The sequence below is a fragment of the Actinomadura latina NBRC 106108 genome, assembly GCF_001552195.1.
Lineage (GTDB): Bacteria > Actinomycetota > Actinomycetes > Streptosporangiales > Streptosporangiaceae > Spirillospora > Spirillospora latina.
This window is the reverse complement of record NZ_BCQS01000005.1, coordinates 831,520-847,963: the sequence shown is the minus strand read 5'-3', so window position 1 is coordinate 847,963 and position 16,444 is coordinate 831,520. Positions and strand designations below refer to the sequence as shown.

Below are 16,444 nucleotides of genomic sequence, written 5' to 3'. Positions count from 1 at the left end.
TGGATACTGGCACTATCCAATGTCTGTCCGAGTTGTACTGGTTCGCAGGTCGGTGACCGACCGGCCCGCCCAGAGCTCGCACCGGCCGGGGAGGCGCTCGTCCAGCGCGATACGGACCGTGACCGCGTCTCCGGGGGCCGCCTCGGCGACCGCGAAGCCCGCGAGCCGGACTGACCCGTCCGCGACCGCGTAGCACTGGACGACCTCGCGTCCGGCCCGGCTCCCGGTGTTGTGGACGGTCACCTCCGCGACCCCGCCCGAGACGGCCGGCTGCCCGTACTCCCAGGCCGTGTAGCCGAGTCCGTGCCCGAACGGGTACGCGACCTGGGCGGGCGTGTAGTGCCGGTAGCCGATCGCGGTGCCCTCGGCGTAGTCGAGCGTCCCGTCCTCGGCGGGGACCGGCGACAGGACGCCGTCGTGCGAGGCCGGGAAGGTGGTGGGCAGCCGCCCGCCGGGCTCGGCCGCGCCGGTGAGGACGTCCGCGATCGCGTCCCCGCCCTCCTGGCCCGGCAGCCACGCCCACAGGACGGCGGCGACCTCGTCCCGCCAGGGCATCAGCACGGGCGCGCCCGCGTTCACGACCACGACCGTGCGCGGGTTGGCGGCGGCGACGGCGGAGACCAGCTCGTCCTGGCGCCCGGGGAGCGCGAGGGACGCGCGGTCGAAGCCCTCGCTCTCCACGTCGTCGTTCGTCCCGACGACCACGACGGCGGCCTCGGCGTCGCGTGCGGCGGCCACGGCGGCGGCGAGCGCGTCGTCCTCGGACGGGTGCGGCTCGTGGTAGCCGATGCCGAACGACGTCCCGAAGCGTCCGCGTGCGTGGGCGTAGTGCAGTTCCACTGGAATCGCCGCGCCCGCCGTGAGTTCCACCTCGACGCGGTGCTCCGGCGGACGCAGCAGCGCCTCGACGGGATCGCCGTGTTCGGGCGTCAGCGTCACCGCCGTGACCGTCTCGCCCACGCGCAGCTCGAAATCACCGGCTCCCGCGATCGCGAACGTGTGCACGCCGTCCTCGTCCGGTGTCACCTGCGCGCGGGCGACGATCCGGGCGGTGCCGCCGGGGATGCCGCCGAGGAAGACGAAGGCGGCCGCCCCGCGGTGCTCCGACTCGACCAGCGCGCCGTCCGGATCGAGGAAGTCGAGCCGCACCCCGCGTTCACCGGTCTCCGGGTCGGTGGCGATGGAGAGCGGCAGCGGAGCCAGGCGGCGGTGAGGATAGACGCCGGGACGGATGATCAGCTCCGTACCGTCCCCGAGCGCCCGCCGCAGCCCCTCGACCGGGTCGACGACATGCTCGGGGTTGACGTGCGCGCTGCCGCCGCCCTGCGCGCTGAACCGGACCGCGTTCGGCCCGATCACGGCGAGCCTGCCCACCGGGTCCAGCGGCAGCGCGCCGTCCTCGTTCCGCAGCAGCACGGCGGCCCGGGCCGCCGCCTCCCGCAGCCGGGCGCGGGCGTCGGGCGGCGTCGTCGCCGGAGGCGGCCCGGGGAAGCCGTCGAGCGCGCCGACCCGCGCGGCCAGCCGCAGGACGCGCAGCACCTTGTCGTCGATCAGCTCCTCGGCGACCTTCCCGGCGCGGACGGCGGCGACGAGCCTGTCCCGCCACGGGCTGGTGGGGAGGCCGGGCATCTCCACGTCCATGCCCGCGTCCGCGCTCTCCCCGGTCGAGCGGATCGCCGTCCAGTCGGACACGACGACGCCGTCGAAGCCCCAGCGCTCCTTCAGCACGCCCGTCAGCAGCGGCCGGTTCTCCGTCATGGACGTGCCGTTGACCTTGTTGTACGCGGCCATGACCGCCCACGCGCCCGCCTTCACCGCCTCCTCGAACGGGCGCAGGTAAAGCTCGTCCAGCGCCTCGTCGCCGATGCGCGCGTCGTAGGACATGCGCGCGGTCTCGGAGTCGTTGCCGACGAAGTGCTTCACCGTCGCCGCGATGCCCGCCGACTGGACGCCCTTCACGAACGCCGCGCCGATCCGGGCGGTGAGCAGCGGGTCCTCGGAGTAGTTCTCGAAGTGCCGCCCGCCCAGCGGCGTCCGGTGCAGGTTGATCGTCGGGGCCAGCTGGACGTGCACGCCCTTGTCGCGCGCCTGCGCGCCGTTCAGCCGCCCGATCCGCTCGGCGAGCGCCGGGTCCCACGTGGCGGCCAGCGCGGTCGCGTTCGGGAACAGCAGGCTCGTGTGACGTTCGTCCCAGGTGGTGCCGCGGACGCCGGACGGCCCGTCCGACATGACGAGACCCCGCAGCCCGATCCGGGGGACGGGGCGCAGGGTCCAGAACCCGTCACCGGTGAGCAGGTGGACCTTCTCCTCGAGGGAGAGGTCCGCGAGCCGTTCGCGAAGGCGGGATTCGTCCATCCGCCGACTCTACGTTCCGGTGTCATGAGGCAGGGTGTCAGGAGGCGGTGCGGCGCATCCCCTCGGAGATCTTCTCGGCGGCGGCGGCCACGGGCCCCGCGTGCAGGCGCCCGGGGGATCGGGTCAGGCGTTCCAGCGGGCCGGACACCGAGACGGCGGCGATCACCCGTCCACCCGCGCCGCGGATGGGGGCGGACACGGAACCGACGCCCTGCTCGCGCTCCCCGACGCTCTGCGCCCACCCGCGCCGCCGGACGGACGACAGCGTCGTCGCCTCGAACTTGGCGTTGCGCAGCCCCCGGTGTAGCCGGTCGGGCTCCTCCCACGCGAGCAGGATCTGCGCGGCCGAGCCCGCCGTCATCGGCAGCGCCGCGCCGACCGGCACGGTGTCGCGCAGGCCGCTGGTCCGCTCGGCGGCGGCGACGCAGACCCGGACGTCGCCCTGGCGGCGGAACAGCGAGGCGCTCTCCCCGGTGAGGTCGCGCAGCTGGGCGAGAATGGGCTGGGCGATCGCGAGCAGCCGGTCCTCGCCGGCGGCGACGGCCAGCTCGGCGAGCCGCGGCCCGAGGATGAAGCGCCCCTGCGTGTCGCGGTGCACGAGGCGGTGGTGCTCCAGCGCGACGGCCAGCCGGTGCGCCGTGGGGCGGGCCAGCCCCGTCGTCTGCACGAGCTGCGCGAGCGAGGCCGGGCCGGCCTCCAGCGCGTTCAGAACGAGCACGGCTTTGTCAAGTACGCCGACTCCGCTAGAGTTGTCCATGTCTTGATATTGCCGTCTCGTAATATGAGATTGCAAGTCGAGGTGACCGAGACCACGGCGCGATGGCGCGCCGCCAATCATCAGGTGAGGTGGGAGTGATGGGCCGAACACTGGCCGAGAAGGTCTACGACGCGCACGTCGTACGGCGCGCCGAGGGTGAGCCCGACCTCCTCTACATCGACCTGCACCTCGTGCACGAGGTGACCAGCCCGCAGGCGTTCGACGGGCTGCGGATGGCCGGCCGCCCGGTCCGCCGCCCCGACCTGACGATCGCCACCGAGGACCACAACGTCCCGACCACGGACCTGCTCAAGCCCATCGCCGACCCGGTGTCGCGCACCCAGGTCGAGACGCTGCGCAAGAACTGCTCCGACTTCGGGATCCGGCTGCACCCGATGGGCGACGAGGGCCAGGGCATCGTCCACGTCATCGGCCCGCAGCTCGGCCTGACCCAGCCCGGCACGACCGTCGTCTGCGGCGATTCGCACACGTCCACGCACGGCGCGTTCGGCGCGCTCGCCTTCGGCATCGGCACGAGCGAGGTCGAGCACGTCCTCGCCACCCAGACGCTGCCGCAGGTCCAGCCGAAGACGATGGCCGTCACCGTGGACGGCGCGCTGCCCGCGGGCGTCACCGCCAAGGACCTCATCCTCGCGATCATCGCGAGGATCGGCACCGGCGGCGGCCAGGGCCACGTCATCGAGTACCGCGGCGAGGCGATCCGCTCCCTGTCGATGGAAGGCCGCATGACGGTCTGCAACATGTCCATCGAGGCCGGCGCCCGCGCCGGGATGATCGCTCCGGACGAGACCACCTTCGAGTACCTCAAGGGCCGCCCCCACGCCCCGCAGGGCGAGGACTGGGACAAGGCCGTCGAGTACTGGACGTCCCTGCGCACCGACGACGACGCGGTCTTCGACAAGGAGGTCGTGATCGACGCGGCCGAGCTGACGCCGTTCGTCACCTGGGGCACCAACCCGGGCCAGGGCCTGCCGCTCGGCGGGTCCGTGCCCGACCCCGCGTCGTTCTCCGACCCCGTCCAGCGGCAGGCCGCCGAGCGCGCCCTGGACTACATGGGCCTCACCGCCGGGACGCCGCTGCGCGACATCGAGGTCGACACCGTCTTCGTCGGCTCCTGCACCAACGGCCGCATCGAGGACCTCCGCGCCGTCGCCGGCGTGCTGCGCGGCCGCAAGGTCGCCGACGGCGTCCGCATGCTGGTCGTCCCCGGCTCCATGAAGGTCAAGAAGCAGGCCGAGGAGGAGGGCCTCGACGAGGTCATCGCCGCGTCCGGCGCCGAATGGCGCGAGGCCGGCTGCTCCATGTGCCTCGCGATGAACCCCGACAAGCTCACGCCGGGCGAGCGCAGCGCCTCCACGTCCAACCGCAACTTCGAGGGACGCCAGGGACCCGGCGGCCGCACCCACCTGGTGTCGCCCGCCGTCGCCGCCGCAACCGCCGTCACCGGCCGCCTGACCGCCCCCGCCGACCTCTGAGGAATCCCACGATGGAAGCGTTCACCACCTTCACCGGGCGTGCGGTCCCGCTGCGCCGCAGCAACGTCGACACCGACCAGATCATCCCGGCCGTCTGGCTGAAGCAGGTCAGCCGCACCGGCTTCGAGAAGGGGCTGTTCTCCGCCTGGCGCGAGGACCCCGGGTTCGTCCTGAACCAGCCCCAGTACGACGGCGCCGGCGTCCTGGTCGCCGGGCCCGACTTCGGCACCGGCTCGTCCCGCGAGCACGCCGTCTGGGCCCTGCAGCAGTACGGCTTCCGCGTCATCATCGCGCCGCGCTTCGGCGACATCTTCCGCAACAACTCCACCAAGATGGGCCTGCTCCCCGTCATCCTGACGAGCGACCAGGTCGAGGACCTCCAGACCCGCGTGGAGAAGGACCCCACCCTGGAGATCACCGTCGACCTGGACAAGCGCGAGGTCCGCTACGCCGACGTCGTCGCGTCCTTCGACATCGACGACTACACCCGCTGGCGCCTCATGGAGGGCCTCGACGACATCGGCCTGACCCTCCGCCACGCCGAGGCCATCAACGACTTCGAGTCGAACCGCCGCCCCTGGCTCCCCGCGACCCTGTAGCCCGAGGGCCGACCCCTGGAACACCCGGTACGACGCAGGCGATCCTCACGCCGCCGTCACGGTCTCTGCGCCCGTGGCGGCGGCGTGGCGTCGCCGCGACACGCCTAATACACCCCCGGGCGTGTCGAGGGGGAGGGGCACCGGGGACAATTTCTCCGTTGCCATGCTCACCGAGCGTTTGGGGGAAGGGAATTGGGCGCGGTTCCGTGGGGTGGCCCGGAGTGGGACGACCCTGCATTGACCCAGCTCGCACGGCAGTTGCGTGACGCTCACAAGGCCGTCGCGCCGCTTCCGGCGGAGACCCGGCAGCGGCTGATCCGGCACCTGCTGGCGATCACCGATCTGGCGAAACGGGACGCCGGGCTGGCCGCCCGCAGGCTGGACGCGTTCCTCGCCGATTTCCAAGACGGGCCCGGCGTCGGTTAGCGTGCGCAGTGGCCGGATCCGGTCCGGTCACCCGGCGAGACGGGGGCGAGGGCGACAAAAACGCCAGCGACACGCCAAGTATTGCGTGCAGGTGATTGTGTCCATGCTGAGGGTCCCTTAGTTTCGTTCGGGCAAGGGGGGAACTAGAGGAGTAACCCATGAACAAGCGTGAGCTGGTCGACGCGATCTCTGACCGGCTGGGCAGCAAGAAGGCCGCAGCCGAGGCAGTCGACGCCATCCTGGAGGCGATCCAGACCGCCGTCGCCAAGGGCGACAAGGTCGCGATCACCGGGTTCGGTTCGTTCGAGAAGGCCGACCGGCCTGCCCGTACGGCCCGCAACCCCGCAACGGGCAAGACCATCGAGGTTCCCGCGACGTCCGTGCCGAAGTTCAAGGCCGGCGCCGACTTCAAGAACCTGGTGGCGGGAAAGAAGTAGCCTCACCGCGACAGCGCCCGGGACCCGACGGTCCCGGGCGCTGACGCGTTCAGGAGGGCAGCGGGAACGTCGAGAGCGTGATCGCCGAGACGCGGCCGCCGTCCAGCGCGAGGTTGACCCGCTGGCCGAACCGCAGCAGCCGGAGCCCCCCGGCCGCGAACGCGTCCGCGTCGAACGCCAGCTCCGTCCCGTCGTCGAGCAGCACGCTCCCCGACCGGGTCTCCGCGTCGAACGCCTTCACCGTCGCCTGCATGGGCGGCACTCTAGGCCAGCGACGGCAGCCGCGCCGCGACCTCGGCGGTGCGGGGGCCGGCGCCGAGGGCGAGGGCGGCGCGGAGGTCGTCCGGGGTGTCGACGTCGCGGCGGACGCTGTCGGTGCCGGGCAGGACGATCTCCGCGGCGCCGCGGGACCGGTGCGCCGCCCGGGAGCCGCCGCCGAACGCGGGCGCGAACGGGACGCCCGGACGGGCCGTGTAGAGCGTCGTGCCGACGCCCGCCGCGTCCGGGACGAACGCCTCGGCCGCGGCCGCCGCGGCGTCGAGGACGCGGCCGAGTTCATCCGGCCGCAGAGCGGGCAGGTCCGCGGAGAGGGCCCCGACGCCCGCGTCCGGCGACAGCTCGCGCCCCCGGCCGGCGCCGTACACCAGCGCCGGGTTCAGGCCGGCGTCCGGCACGTCGGGCACCACCCGGGCGCCGAGGGCGGCGAGGGCGTCCGCCGGAAGGGGATCGTCGGTGACAACGATCACGTCGCGGACCCGGTCGCAGCGCAGCGCCGCGGCGACCGTGTCCGCCGCCACCGCGAGCGCGAGCGCCTCCCGGTGCGGGCCCGCCGCCGCGGCCATCCGGGTCTTCGCCCTGGCCAGCACCTTGACGGGGACCACGAGTGACCAGTGGAGATGAGGCCCGCCGCGCGCCGCGGCGGGCCGTGCTGTTGTAGACATGGCAACTCGACACTATGCGCACGCAACCGCGACACTTGAGGACACCCCATGTTCATCCGGGGGGTGGACCGAGGAGGGGGACGGAATGAGGAGGGGACGGGCATGAGCCACGGGTACTCGCCCGGATGGCGGAAGCTCACGATCGTCATCCTGCGCCCGCTGCTTTTCGGGCTCCTGAAACGGGACTGGCGGGGCCGGGGCAACGTACCCGGGAAGGGCGGCGTCATCATCGCCGCCAACCACATCTCCGAGTCCGACCCCCTCGCGCTCGCCCACTTCGTCTTCGAGTCGGGCCGCTACCCCGTCTACCTGGCCAAGTCCACGCTGTTCGACGTGCGGTTCATCGGCGCCGTGCTGCGCGGCACCGGCCAGATCCCCGTGTACCGCGACCGCGAGGACGCGGCGATGGCCCTACAGGACGCGGAGAAGGCGCTGATGGACGGCGAATGCCTGATGTTCTACCCGGAGGGCAGTTGCACCCGTGACCCCGAACTGTGGCCCATGACCGGCCAGACCGGCGTCGCCCGGATGGCGCTGAAGACCGGCGCCAAGGTCGTCCCGGTGGCGAGCTGGGGAGCGCACGAGCTGATGCCGTACAAGAAGGGCGAGCAGAAGGGGCTCGCGGGCAGCCTCAAGAAGGGGTTCCACCCGCTGCCCCGCAAGACGATGAAGGTGATCGCCGGGCCGCCCGTGGACCTGTCCGCGTACGAGGGGCTGCCGCTCGGCAAGGAGACGCTGCGGTCCGCGACCGACGACATCATGACGGCGATCGCCGGACTGCTCGGCGAGCTGCGCGGCGAGGAACCGCCCGAGGAGCGCTACGACCACCACCGGGTGCTGGAGGAGCGCCGCCGGGCGGACGCGGCGGCCAGGGCCGCCGTCCCGGAGCCGGCGCCGCCGTCCGAGCCGGGGACCGGGCCCGCGGCGAAGCGGAAGGCGGCCGGCTCGTGACCTTCCGTACCGCGGTGATGGGCGCCGGATCCTGGGGGACGACGTTCAGCAAGCTGCTGCGCGACGCGGGCGGCGACGTCGTCCTGTGGGGCCGCCGCCCCGAGGTCGTGGAGGCGGTCAACGAGCGGCACGAGAACCCCGACTACCTGCCCGGCGTCACCCTGCCGGTGGGCGTCCGCGCGACGCTGGACCCGGCGGAGGCGCTGAAGGGCGCCGACTTCGTCGCGCTGGCCGTCCCCGCGCAGACGCTCCGGCGGAACCTGGGCGGGTGGCTGCCGCACCTGCCGCCGGACGCGGTGTTCGTCAGCCTGATGAAGGGCGTCGAGATCGGCACGTCGCTGCGGATGTCGGAGGTGATCTGCCAGGTCGCCGAAATCCCGCAGGAGCGCGTCGGCGTGTTCTGCGGCCCCAACCTGGCCCGGGAGATCGCCGGCGGCGAGCCCGGCGCCGCCGTCGCCGCCTGCGTGGACGAGTCCGTCGCGCGGCGCCTGCAGTCCGCCACGATGACCCCGTACTTCCGCGTCTACACCTCCACCGACATGGTCGGCTGCGAGCTGGGCGGCGCGGTGAAGAACATCGTCGCGCTGTGCGTCGGCATGTCGGTCGGGCTCGGGTTCGGCGCCAGCACCCAGGCGCTGCTGATCACCCGCGGGCTCGCCGAGATCGCCCGGCTGGGCGCGGCGCTCGGCGCCGACGAGCACACGTTCGCGGGCCTCGCCGGGATGGGCGACCTCGTCGGGACGTGCATCTCGCCGCTGTCGCGGAATCGGACGTTCGGCGAGAACCTCGGCCGCGGCATGACCCTCGACCAGGTCATCGCGGTCACCAAGCAGACGGCCGAGGGCGTCAAGTCGTCCGAGGCGGTGCTGGAGCTCGCCCGCAAGCACAACGTGGAGATGCCGATCACCGAGGCGGTCACGGCCGTCCTGCACCACGGCATGCCGATCAAGGAGGCCGCCATCTCGCTGATCTCGCGCTCGCCGAAGCCCGAGCGGTACGGAGTGTGATGCGGTGGGCGGCGCCCGGATCGCTCGTGGCCCGCGCGGGCTGATCACAGGTAGGGTCGGACGTCATGTCCCAGGTTTCTAAGATCCGCGTGGCGGTGGTCTTCGGCGGGCGCAGCTCCGAGCACGCGATCTCCTGCGTCACCGCGGGCGCCGTCATGGCCGCCATCGACCGGGACCGGTACGAGGTGGTGCCGATCGGCATCGCCCGCGACGGGCGCTGGGTGCTCCCGCCCGCGGACCTGCGGCTCGCGATCGAGGACGGCCGGCTGCCCGAGGTGACCGGCGCCGGCGGCGTCCTCGCGCTGCCGTTCGACCCCGACAGCCGCGGGCTGATGGTCGTCCAGCCGGGCGAGATCCCCGAGCCGCTCGCCGAGGTGGACGTCGTCCTGCCGCTCCTGCACGGCCCCTACGGCGAGGACGGCACCATCCAGGGCCTCCTCGACCTGGCGGGCGTCCGGTACGTGGGCGCCGGCGTGCTGGCCAGCGCCGTCGGCATGGACAAGGGGTACATGAAGCTCGTCTGGCAGGCGCGCGGCCTGCCCGTCGGCCCGTACGTCCTGGTCGGCGACCGGGAGTGGCGGCGCGAGCGCAAGCGCAAGATCGACGAGATCAAGGAGCTGGGCCTCGCGGACGGCACCCCGGTGTTCGTCAAGCCGGCCCGCGCCGGGTCGAGCATGGGCATCAGCCGCGTCACCGGCGAGGCGGACCTCGAGGCGGCGGTCGACGCGGCCCGCGAGCACGACCCGAAGGTGATCGTCGAGGCCGCGATCGAGGGCCGCGAGATCGAGTGCGGCGTCCTGCAGGGCGAGGACGACGGCCCGGCCGAGGCCAGCCTGCCCGCCGAGGTGCTGACGTCGGGCGAGCAGGACTTCTACGACTTCGAGACCAAGTACCTCGACGGCGCCACCCGGATGGAGATCCCGCCCGCCCTGCCGCCCGCCGCGATCGAGGAGGTCCGCCGCGTCGCCGTGCAGGCGTTCGAGGCGCTGGACTGCGAGGGCCTCGCCCGCGTCGACTTCTTCCACACGCCCGACGGCCGGTGGATCCTCAACGAGATCAACACCATGCCGGGCTTCACCCCGGCGTCGGCGTTCCCGCAGATGTGGGCGGCGACCGGGCTGGGCTACGCGGCGCTGGTCGACCGGCTCATCCAGACGGCCCTGAAGCGCTCGACCGGCCTGCGCTAGCCGCGCGCCGGCCGTGGGGGAGCCGGCCGCCCGGTTGCCTATTCCTCCTTTTTCAGCCGTTTCGCGTGCTTGGCGATCAGCGTGTCGATCTGGACGCTGAGCTTGGAGCCGAGCGGCCAGCCGATGTAGTGGGTCAGGAAGATGCCGATCTCGCGCAGCTCGTCCGGGGACACCTCGCCGTTGGCCAGCGCCGCCGGTATCTGGATGTCGAGGACGTCGTTGAGCCCCTGACCGGCGAGCATGCCGATGAGCAGCAGGCGCCGGTCACGGAGGCTGAGGCCGGGACGCGTCCAGATGTCGCCGAAGAGGTGGTCGACGGTGATGCCGAAGAAGTCGCCCGGCGCGTCGCCGATCTCCCAGCCGTAGACCTCCCGCATCATCTCCAGCCCGCGCCGGCGCCGTTCATCCATCGGTGTCTCCAGGAAGTCCGAGCCCGGGGCCGAAGCGGTCGCGGGCGATGCGGGCGAGGGGGACGTCGACGCCCAGCTCGTCGGCCAGTTCCAGGGCGAGGGTCAGATCCTTCTCGCCGAGGTCGCGGGTATGGCAGAGGATGTCGTAGAGGTCGTCGCCGGGCTGCAGCGGGGCGGTCGTCGGGCGGAGCATGATCGACCCCGCGCCGCCGGTGATCGCGTCGGTGTGCCGGACGACCCGGCCCAGCTTCCGCAGCGACACCCCCGACGCCTCCGCCAGCCGCTGCGCCTCGGCGGCGGCCGTGAACGAGATGAAGTGCAGCATGTTGCGGGCCAGCTTCGCGCGGGTGCCCGCGCCGACCGGGCCCATGTGCAGGACGAGTTCCGCCCAGGCGCCGAACGGCTCGCGGCAGCGCTCGAACGCCTCGTCCGTCCCGCCGACCATCACCGCGAGGCTGCCCGCGCTCGCGCCCATGAACCCGCCGCTGACCGGGGCGTCCACGACCTCGATCCCGTACCGGTGGGCCCGCGTCGCGAGGTCCTCGGCCGTCCTGGCGCGGATCGTCGAGTGGATCGCCAGCACCGTGCCCGGACGGGCGCTGGCGAGCACCTCGTCGCCCACCTCGTTCACCTGGCCGTCGTCCCGCACCATGATCGAGACGAGGTCGGCGTGCGCGGCGGCGTCCGCGACGCTCTTCGCGGCCCGCGCGCCCGCCGCGACCAGCGGCGCCATCGCCTCGGGACGCGCGTCGTAGACGACCAGGCCCCGGCCGGCGAGGTGGCCCGCCATGGGGGCGCCCATCTGGCCGAGCCCGATGAACCCGACCGTCATGCGCGGAACACCTCGCCCCCGTCGACGTTGACGATCTGGCCGGTGATCCACGCGGCCTCGTCCGACAGCAGGAACAGGCACGCGCCGACGAGGTCGCCGGGCGAGCCCATGCGCTTCAGCGCCATCTTGTCCCGGACGATCTTCTGCGACATGTTGCCCGGCACGACCGCGCGGTTGGCCTCGGTGTCGATCGGGCCGGGCGCGATCGCGTTCACGCGGATGTTCATGCTGCCCAGCTCGTGCGCGAGTTGCTGCGTGAGCCCGTTGACGCCGACCTTGGCCAGCCCGTAGAAGCCGGAGTACTGCCAGGCCGCCGTGGACGACTGGTTCACGATGGAACCGCCACCGCGCTCCTGCATGTGGGGGTAGCAGGCGCGCGCGCACAGCAGCGCACCGTCCATGTTCACGGACATGAACTTCTTGTAGTAGTCCCAGTCGACGGTGAAGAGGAAGTCCAGCTTCATCGTCCCGAAGATGGCGGCGTTGTTGACGAGATGGTCGATCCCGCCGAACCGCTCCTTCGCGGCCGCCGCCATGGCCTCGGCCGATGCGGGGTCGGACACGTCCGTCCGGACGAACAGCCCCTTGATGTCGTCGGCGACGCCCTGCCCGCGCTCGTCCACGTCCGCGACGACCACGTGCGCGCCCTCGGCCGCCAGCGCCCGCGCGTACGCCTCGCCGATGCCCTGCGCGGCCCCGGTGACGACCGCGACCTTTCCCTCGAACCTCATGCGCCCTCCGCGATCGCCTTGGTCTCCAGGTACTCCTCGAAGCCGGCCACGCCCATCTCGCGGCCGATCCCCGACTGCTTGTAGCCGCCGAACGGGACGTCCGCGCCGTACCAGACGCCGCCGTTCACGCTGACCGTCCCGGTGCGCAGCCGCCGCGCGACCGCCCGCGCCCGCTCCGCGTCACCGCCGTGCACCGCGCCCGACAGCCCGTACGGCGAGTCGTTCGCGATCCGCACCGCGTCGTCGTCGCCGTCGTGCGGCAGCAGCACCAGCACCGGGCCGAAGATCTCCTCGCGCGCCGCGCGGGCGTCGTTCGCCAGCCCGGTGATCAGCGTGGGCTCGATCCAGAAGCCCTTGTCGCGGCCCTCCGGGCGGCCGCCGCCGCACGCGAACGAACCGCCCTCCTCGGCGGCGAGCTCCAGGTAGCCCTCGATGCGCTCGCGCTGCTTCGCGGAGATGACCGGGCCGCAGATCGTCCGGTCGTCCTGCGGGTCGCCGGCCCCGAGCTTCGCCAGCGTGCCCGCCGTGATCTCGGCGGCCTCCTCGTACCGCTCGCGCGGGACGAGGATCCGGGTGGTGATCGCGCACCCCTGCCCGGCGTGCGCGATCCCGGAGAACGCCGCGTACGAGCACGCGGCCCGCAGATCGGCATCGTCCAGCACCACGAACGCGGACTTGCCGCCCAGTTCGAGGAAGACCCGCTTCAGGGTGGCGGCGGCGCTCGCCATCACGTTCCGGCCCGTCGCCGTGGACCCGGTGAACGACACCAGGTCGACGCGCGGATCCTGCGTCAGCTGAGCCCCGAGCCCATGATCGGACGACGTCACCACGTTGACGACGCCGGGCGGAATGTCGCTCTCCTCGGCGATGACCTCGCCGAGCACCGCCGCGCACCAGGGCGTGTCGGGCGCCGGTTTCAGCACCACCGTGTTCCCCGCCGCCAGCGCCGGTCCGAGCTTGGCCAGATTGATCTGGTGCGGGAAGTTCCACGGGGTGATGGCGCCGACGACGCCCGCGGCCTCCCGGCGGACCCGCCGGTGGCTGGGCATCCCCATCGGCTCGGCCCGGCCGAGGTCCCGTTCCCACTCGTAGGACCCGACCAGATCGGCGAACCACCCGAGGTCGTCGACGGGTGCGTCCAGCTGGGCCCCGAACGTCAGGAACCGGGGTGCGCCCACCTCCTTGATCGTGAGTTCGCGCAGCTCGTCGGCGCGCCGTTGCAGCCCCTCCCGGAGCTGCCGCAGGCAGCGCACGCGGAACGCGTGATCGGTCGCCCAGGCGGTCTCGTCGAACGCGCGGCGGGCGGCGCCGATCGCGCGGTCCATGTCGGCGGCGGTGGCGTCGGCGGCGGTGCCGAGCACCTCCTCGGTCGCGGGATTGATCGTCTCGAAGGCGCCGCCCGTCCCGGGGACGAGCCGCCCGTCCAGCAGAAGCAAGCGATCGGTTGTTCTGGACACCTGTCCAGACTACAGTTCAGGGCCCGCTGGAGCGCAAGTGCGGCAAGACTCCGATCTGGTACCGGGCCGACATTCCGGGCCGGGTCGCGGGGGAGTTGTGGCAGGCTGGTCGCACCGGCCCAGTGATCCAGAGGAGGACCCGTGTCCCAGCCCGGCCTGCCGGAACGCATCGGCCCCTACCGGGTCGCGGACCGGCTCGGCGAGGGCGGGATGGGCACCGTGTACGCGGGGCTGGACACGAGCGGGCGCAAGGTCGCCATCAAGGTCATCCGGCGCGAGTACGCCGCCGACGGGCGGTACCGCGCGCGGTTCGAGGCGGAGGTCGCGGCGGCGCAGCGCGTCCGGCCGTTCTGCACGGCTCCGGTCCTGGACGCCGACCCCGCGGCCGACCCGCCGTACCTGGTGACCGAGTTCGTGAACGGCCCGAGCCTCGACGCCGCGGTGGCGAAGGACGGGCCGCTGCGCGGCGCCGACCTGGAGGCCGTCGCGGTCGGGATCGCGACCGCGCTGACCGCCATCCACGACGCGGGCGTCGTGCACCGCGACCTGAAGCCCGCCAACGTGCTGCTGTCCACGTTCGGGCCGCGCGTCATCGACTTCGGCATCGCCCGGTCCCTGGACGGGACGCGCCTCACCGCGACCGGCGGCATCGTCGGCACGCCAGCGTTCATGGCCCCCGAGCAGCTGGACGGGCGCGGCGCCGCCCCGGCGTCGGACGTGTTCGCGTGGGGCGCGACCGTCGCGTTCGCGGCGCGCGGCGGGTCGTGCTTCGGCGGCCACTCCCTGCCCGCGGTCATCCACCAGATCATGAACGGCGAACCGGACCTCAGCGGGCTGGACGGCATGCTGCTCGACGCCGTCCGGGCCGCGCTTGCCAAGGACCCGGCGAAGCGCCCGTCCGCCCAGTCGCTCCTGGACCGCCTCATCTCCAGCGACGTCCGGCAGCAGCCCACCCAGGCGCCGGCGGCGCACCCGTCCACCCCGCCGCCGGCCCCGCGGCTCGCCGCGGGAGAGGCGGAGGCGCTCGTCGAGAGCCAGTACCGGCAGGCCGCCCAGGGCGGCGACCCGTCCGCGATGCGCAGCCTCGCGGTGCTGCTGACCGGTCAGGGCCGCACCGCCGAGGCGGAGTCCTGGAACCGGTACGCCGACGCGATCGCCGCCCGCCCGGCCGCCTTCCGGCAGCCCGCGGGGTACGGCGGCCACCCGACGCAGCCGCCGCACGCGGCCCACCAGCCGCACGCGGGCCATCGGTACCCGGGGCCGCACGGCAAGCCGCCGGTCAACAGCCTCGCGATCTACGCGGTGTCCATGGGGGCGGTCGGGCTGATCACGTGCGGGCTGCCGTCCATCCCCGCGATCATCGCCGGGCACATGGCGTGGGTGCGGGTACGGAGGTCGGGCGAGCGGGGCCTGGGCCTCGCGGTGACCGGGATCGCGCTCGGCTGGATCATGGTCGCCTTCTGGGCGCTGGTCGCCTTCGGCTGGTCCCTGCCCGACGAGACCTGACCGTCCGCCCGGAAACCCGTTGCGGCCCGTGCGCCGCCGATGGCACCGTAGGCGGTGTCAGCCCGTCGAAGACGGTGGAGAGGAGGACCGGCCATGGCTCTGGAGCAGTATCGACTCCGACTGCCCTTGGCGTCGCACGCCCGCCCCGGCCGGTATCCCGCCTCGTAACGAGGCCCCGGCCGAGCCGCCGCGAGTGACGCCTCCTCGCGATCCATGCGGCTCTACCCCAACCGGCAGAGGGGCCACTCTCAGGAAGTGGACGCTCCGGGTTCGAATCCCGGGGGCCGCACGCACGCCTCCGTAGTCCAACGGTAGAGACAGCGGCATGAGGTGCCGTGTGCTGGGGGTTCGAATCCCTCCGGAGGTACGACGCGGTTGATCCCGCGCACGGGGCGGCGCCGACGCTCGGAGAGTCGGGCCTGGCCGTAACCCAGGTGCCACGCGCTGAGTGGGTTCGAATCCCACCCGCCCCACCGAGATTCCCCTCATCCTTCAAGGGCAGTAGGGCACCGACGGCAACCCGATACGAGGGGGCATTCGGTGAACCCGAAGGTGAAGGAGCGGCGCAGCCCGACACGTCCGCCCGGCAAGGGCAAGGGGGCATGGCTGTCGACGCTCGAACAGGGCGCCAACCTGCTGCAGGAGGCGACGCCGCTGAAGGACTTCGACGTCTACGTGGTCGGCTTCCACTGCGCCAAGGACGAGCCGCACAACCAGATGGAGGCGCACCACTACTGCCGTGTCGTCAACGACGACCTCCTGCAGTGCGTGCTGTTCGACGGCAACACGCGCGATGCAAACCTGATCGGCATCGAGTACATCGTCTCCAAGGAGATGTTCGACTCGCTGGACGAGCAGGAGAAGTCCTACTGGCACCCGCACAACTTCGAGATCCTGTCCGGCCAGCTCGCCGCGCCCGGCCTCCCGGACGTCGCGGAGAAGGCGTTCATGAAGCGCCTGATGAACTCCTACGGCAAGACGTGGCACACCTGGCACACGGGACGACACGACGGCGAGCCCGGCCACGCGCTTCCCATCGGCGACCCCATGCTGATGTGGTCCTTCAACCGCGAGGGCGAGTGCGACGAGGCCCTCAAGCGCGACCGCGACCAGAACATGCGGCTCGACACGGAGAAGAAGCGCGAGGAGCGGCAGGACTTCGTTCCGCTGGCCGGCCCGCAGTGCGGCGTGGACGCGATGCGCGACCAGTTCACCGGCACCGAGCCCATCCCGGGCGTCGTGGACGCCGACGGCCGCTCGCCCGCCTGACGCCGGGCACGGCGACGGCACGCCGGTCGTCCTGCCGGTCGTCCTGCCGGCCGGCCCGGCGGACGGCGTCCGGGTCGATCTGG

The 16,444-nt window shown here is 72.7% G+C and carries 17 protein-coding genes and 3 tRNA genes; 12 read left to right on the top strand and 8 right to left on the bottom strand.

The genetic code is table 11. From position 1 onward, the window contains the following. Nucleotides 1-12: 12 nt before the first annotated feature. Both AL2_RS10290 and AL2_RS10285 read right to left on the bottom strand, forming a co-directional pair. The gene (locus tag AL2_RS10290; protein ID WP_067632215.1) at nt 13-2,355 is read right to left on the bottom strand and encodes a beta-glucosidase; all 2,343 of its coding nucleotides are present in this window, start codon (nt 2,353-2,355) and stop codon (nt 13-15) included. 37 nt (nt 2,356-2,392) lie between these two features. Continuing rightward, nucleotides 2,393-3,112 (bottom strand): IclR family transcriptional regulator, encoded by a 720-nt coding sequence (locus AL2_RS10285; protein ID WP_083946300.1) that lies wholly within the window; start codon nt 3,110-3,112, stop codon nt 2,393-2,395. Between the two features lie 98 nt (nt 3,113-3,210). Between AL2_RS10285 and leuC the strand changes: the two genes are divergently transcribed. From leuC to AL2_RS10265, 4 genes are all read left to right on the top strand, one after another. Further along, on the top strand, nt 3,211-4,608 hold the full coding sequence (leuC, locus tag AL2_RS10280; RefSeq protein WP_067632211.1) for a 3-isopropylmalate dehydratase large subunit: 1,398 nt from the start codon (nt 3,211-3,213) through the stop codon (nt 4,606-4,608). An 11-nt stretch (nt 4,609-4,619) separates the two neighbouring features. Continuing rightward, entirely contained in the window at nt 4,620-5,207 is a 588-nt protein-coding gene (gene leuD / locus AL2_RS10275) for a 3-isopropylmalate dehydratase small subunit (RefSeq protein WP_067632209.1), read from the top strand. A 192-nt stretch (nt 5,208-5,399) separates the two neighbouring features. Next, a complete protein-coding gene (locus tag AL2_RS10270; RefSeq protein ID WP_067632206.1) occupies nt 5,400-5,633 on the top strand; it encodes an SCO5555 family protein in 234 nt (77 codons plus the stop codon). A 158-nt stretch (nt 5,634-5,791) separates the two neighbouring features. Next, complete coding sequence (locus tag AL2_RS10265) at nt 5,792-6,070, top strand: HU family DNA-binding protein (protein WP_026403810.1); 279 nt, start codon at nt 5,792-5,794, stop codon at nt 6,068-6,070. 49 nt (nt 6,071-6,119) lie between these two features. Here the strand turns inward: AL2_RS10265 and AL2_RS10260 are convergent, their stop codons facing one another. Both AL2_RS10260 and cofC read right to left on the bottom strand, forming a co-directional pair. Next, nucleotides 6,120-6,323: a hypothetical protein gene (locus AL2_RS10260; protein WP_067632620.1), complete on the bottom strand. Its 204-nt coding sequence runs from the start codon at nt 6,321-6,323 to the stop codon at nt 6,120-6,122. A gap of 10 nt (nt 6,324-6,333) precedes the next feature. After that, nucleotides 6,334-7,011 (bottom strand): 2-phospho-L-lactate guanylyltransferase, encoded by a 678-nt coding sequence (cofC, locus tag AL2_RS10255; RefSeq protein ID WP_067632204.1) that lies wholly within the window; start codon nt 7,009-7,011, stop codon nt 6,334-6,336. A gap of 102 nt (nt 7,012-7,113) precedes the next feature. Between cofC and AL2_RS10250 the strand changes: the two genes are divergently transcribed. The 3 genes from AL2_RS10250 to AL2_RS10240 all read left to right on the top strand — a co-directional run bounded on the left by AL2_RS10250 (nt 7,114) and on the right by AL2_RS10240 (nt 10,156). Beyond that, nucleotides 7,114-7,962, top strand: coding sequence for a lysophospholipid acyltransferase family protein (locus AL2_RS10250; RefSeq protein WP_067632202.1), 849 nt, complete (start codon nt 7,114-7,116; stop codon nt 7,960-7,962). A 17-nt stretch (nt 7,963-7,979) separates the two neighbouring features. Then, the gene (locus tag AL2_RS10245) at nt 7,980-8,969 is read left to right on the top strand and encodes an NAD(P)H-dependent glycerol-3-phosphate dehydrogenase (protein WP_067632618.1); all 990 of its coding nucleotides are present in this window, start codon (nt 7,980-7,982) and stop codon (nt 8,967-8,969) included. A 65-nt stretch (nt 8,970-9,034) separates the two neighbouring features. Next, the gene (locus AL2_RS10240; protein ID WP_067632200.1) at nt 9,035-10,156 is read left to right on the top strand and encodes a D-alanine--D-alanine ligase family protein; all 1,122 of its coding nucleotides are present in this window, start codon (nt 9,035-9,037) and stop codon (nt 10,154-10,156) included. A 38-nt stretch (nt 10,157-10,194) separates the two neighbouring features. On the opposite strand, the gene AL2_RS10235 is transcribed toward AL2_RS10240, so the two are convergent. The 4 genes from AL2_RS10235 to AL2_RS10220 are packed head-to-tail and all read right to left on the bottom strand — an operon-like array spanning nt 10,195 to nt 13,586. Beyond that, complete coding sequence (locus AL2_RS10235; RefSeq protein WP_067632198.1) at nt 10,195-10,566, bottom strand: carboxymuconolactone decarboxylase family protein; 372 nt, start codon at nt 10,564-10,566, stop codon at nt 10,195-10,197. After that, complete coding sequence (locus AL2_RS10230; protein ID WP_067632196.1) at nt 10,559-11,398, bottom strand: NAD(P)-dependent oxidoreductase; 840 nt, start codon at nt 11,396-11,398, stop codon at nt 10,559-10,561. The genes AL2_RS10235 and AL2_RS10230 overlap by 8 nt, the downstream gene beginning before the upstream one ends. Beyond that, nucleotides 11,395-12,129 (bottom strand): SDR family oxidoreductase, encoded by a 735-nt coding sequence (locus tag AL2_RS10225; RefSeq protein ID WP_067632194.1) that lies wholly within the window; start codon nt 12,127-12,129, stop codon nt 11,395-11,397. Before AL2_RS10225 ends, AL2_RS10230 begins: the two co-directional genes overlap by 4 nt. Continuing rightward, complete coding sequence (locus AL2_RS10220; RefSeq protein WP_067632192.1) at nt 12,126-13,586, bottom strand: aldehyde dehydrogenase; 1,461 nt, start codon at nt 13,584-13,586, stop codon at nt 12,126-12,128. Before AL2_RS10220 ends, AL2_RS10225 begins: the two co-directional genes overlap by 4 nt. 141 nt (nt 13,587-13,727) lie before the next feature. On the opposite strand from AL2_RS10220, the gene AL2_RS10215 reads away from it, so the two are divergent. The 5 genes from AL2_RS10215 to AL2_RS10200 all read left to right on the top strand — a co-directional run bounded on the left by AL2_RS10215 (nt 13,728) and on the right by AL2_RS10200 (nt 16,361). After that, entirely contained in the window at nt 13,728-15,092 is a 1,365-nt protein-coding gene (locus AL2_RS10215; protein WP_067632190.1) for a protein kinase domain-containing protein, read from the top strand. Nucleotides 15,093-15,307: 215 nt separating this feature from the next. Beyond that, a tRNA-Leu gene (locus tag AL2_RS10210) sits at nt 15,308-15,381 on the top strand. 5 nt (nt 15,382-15,386) lie between these two features. After that, nucleotides 15,387-15,459: transfer RNA gene (locus tag AL2_RS10205), tRNA-Leu, on the top strand. 22 nt (nt 15,460-15,481) lie between these two features. Continuing rightward, a tRNA-Tyr gene (locus AL2_RS37340) sits at nt 15,482-15,565 on the top strand. Nucleotides 15,566-15,632: 67 nt separating this feature from the next. Beyond that, complete coding sequence (locus tag AL2_RS10200) at nt 15,633-16,361, top strand: OBAP family protein (RefSeq protein WP_067632187.1); 729 nt, start codon at nt 15,633-15,635, stop codon at nt 16,359-16,361. The last annotated feature ends 83 nt before the right edge of the window (nt 16,362-16,444 follow it).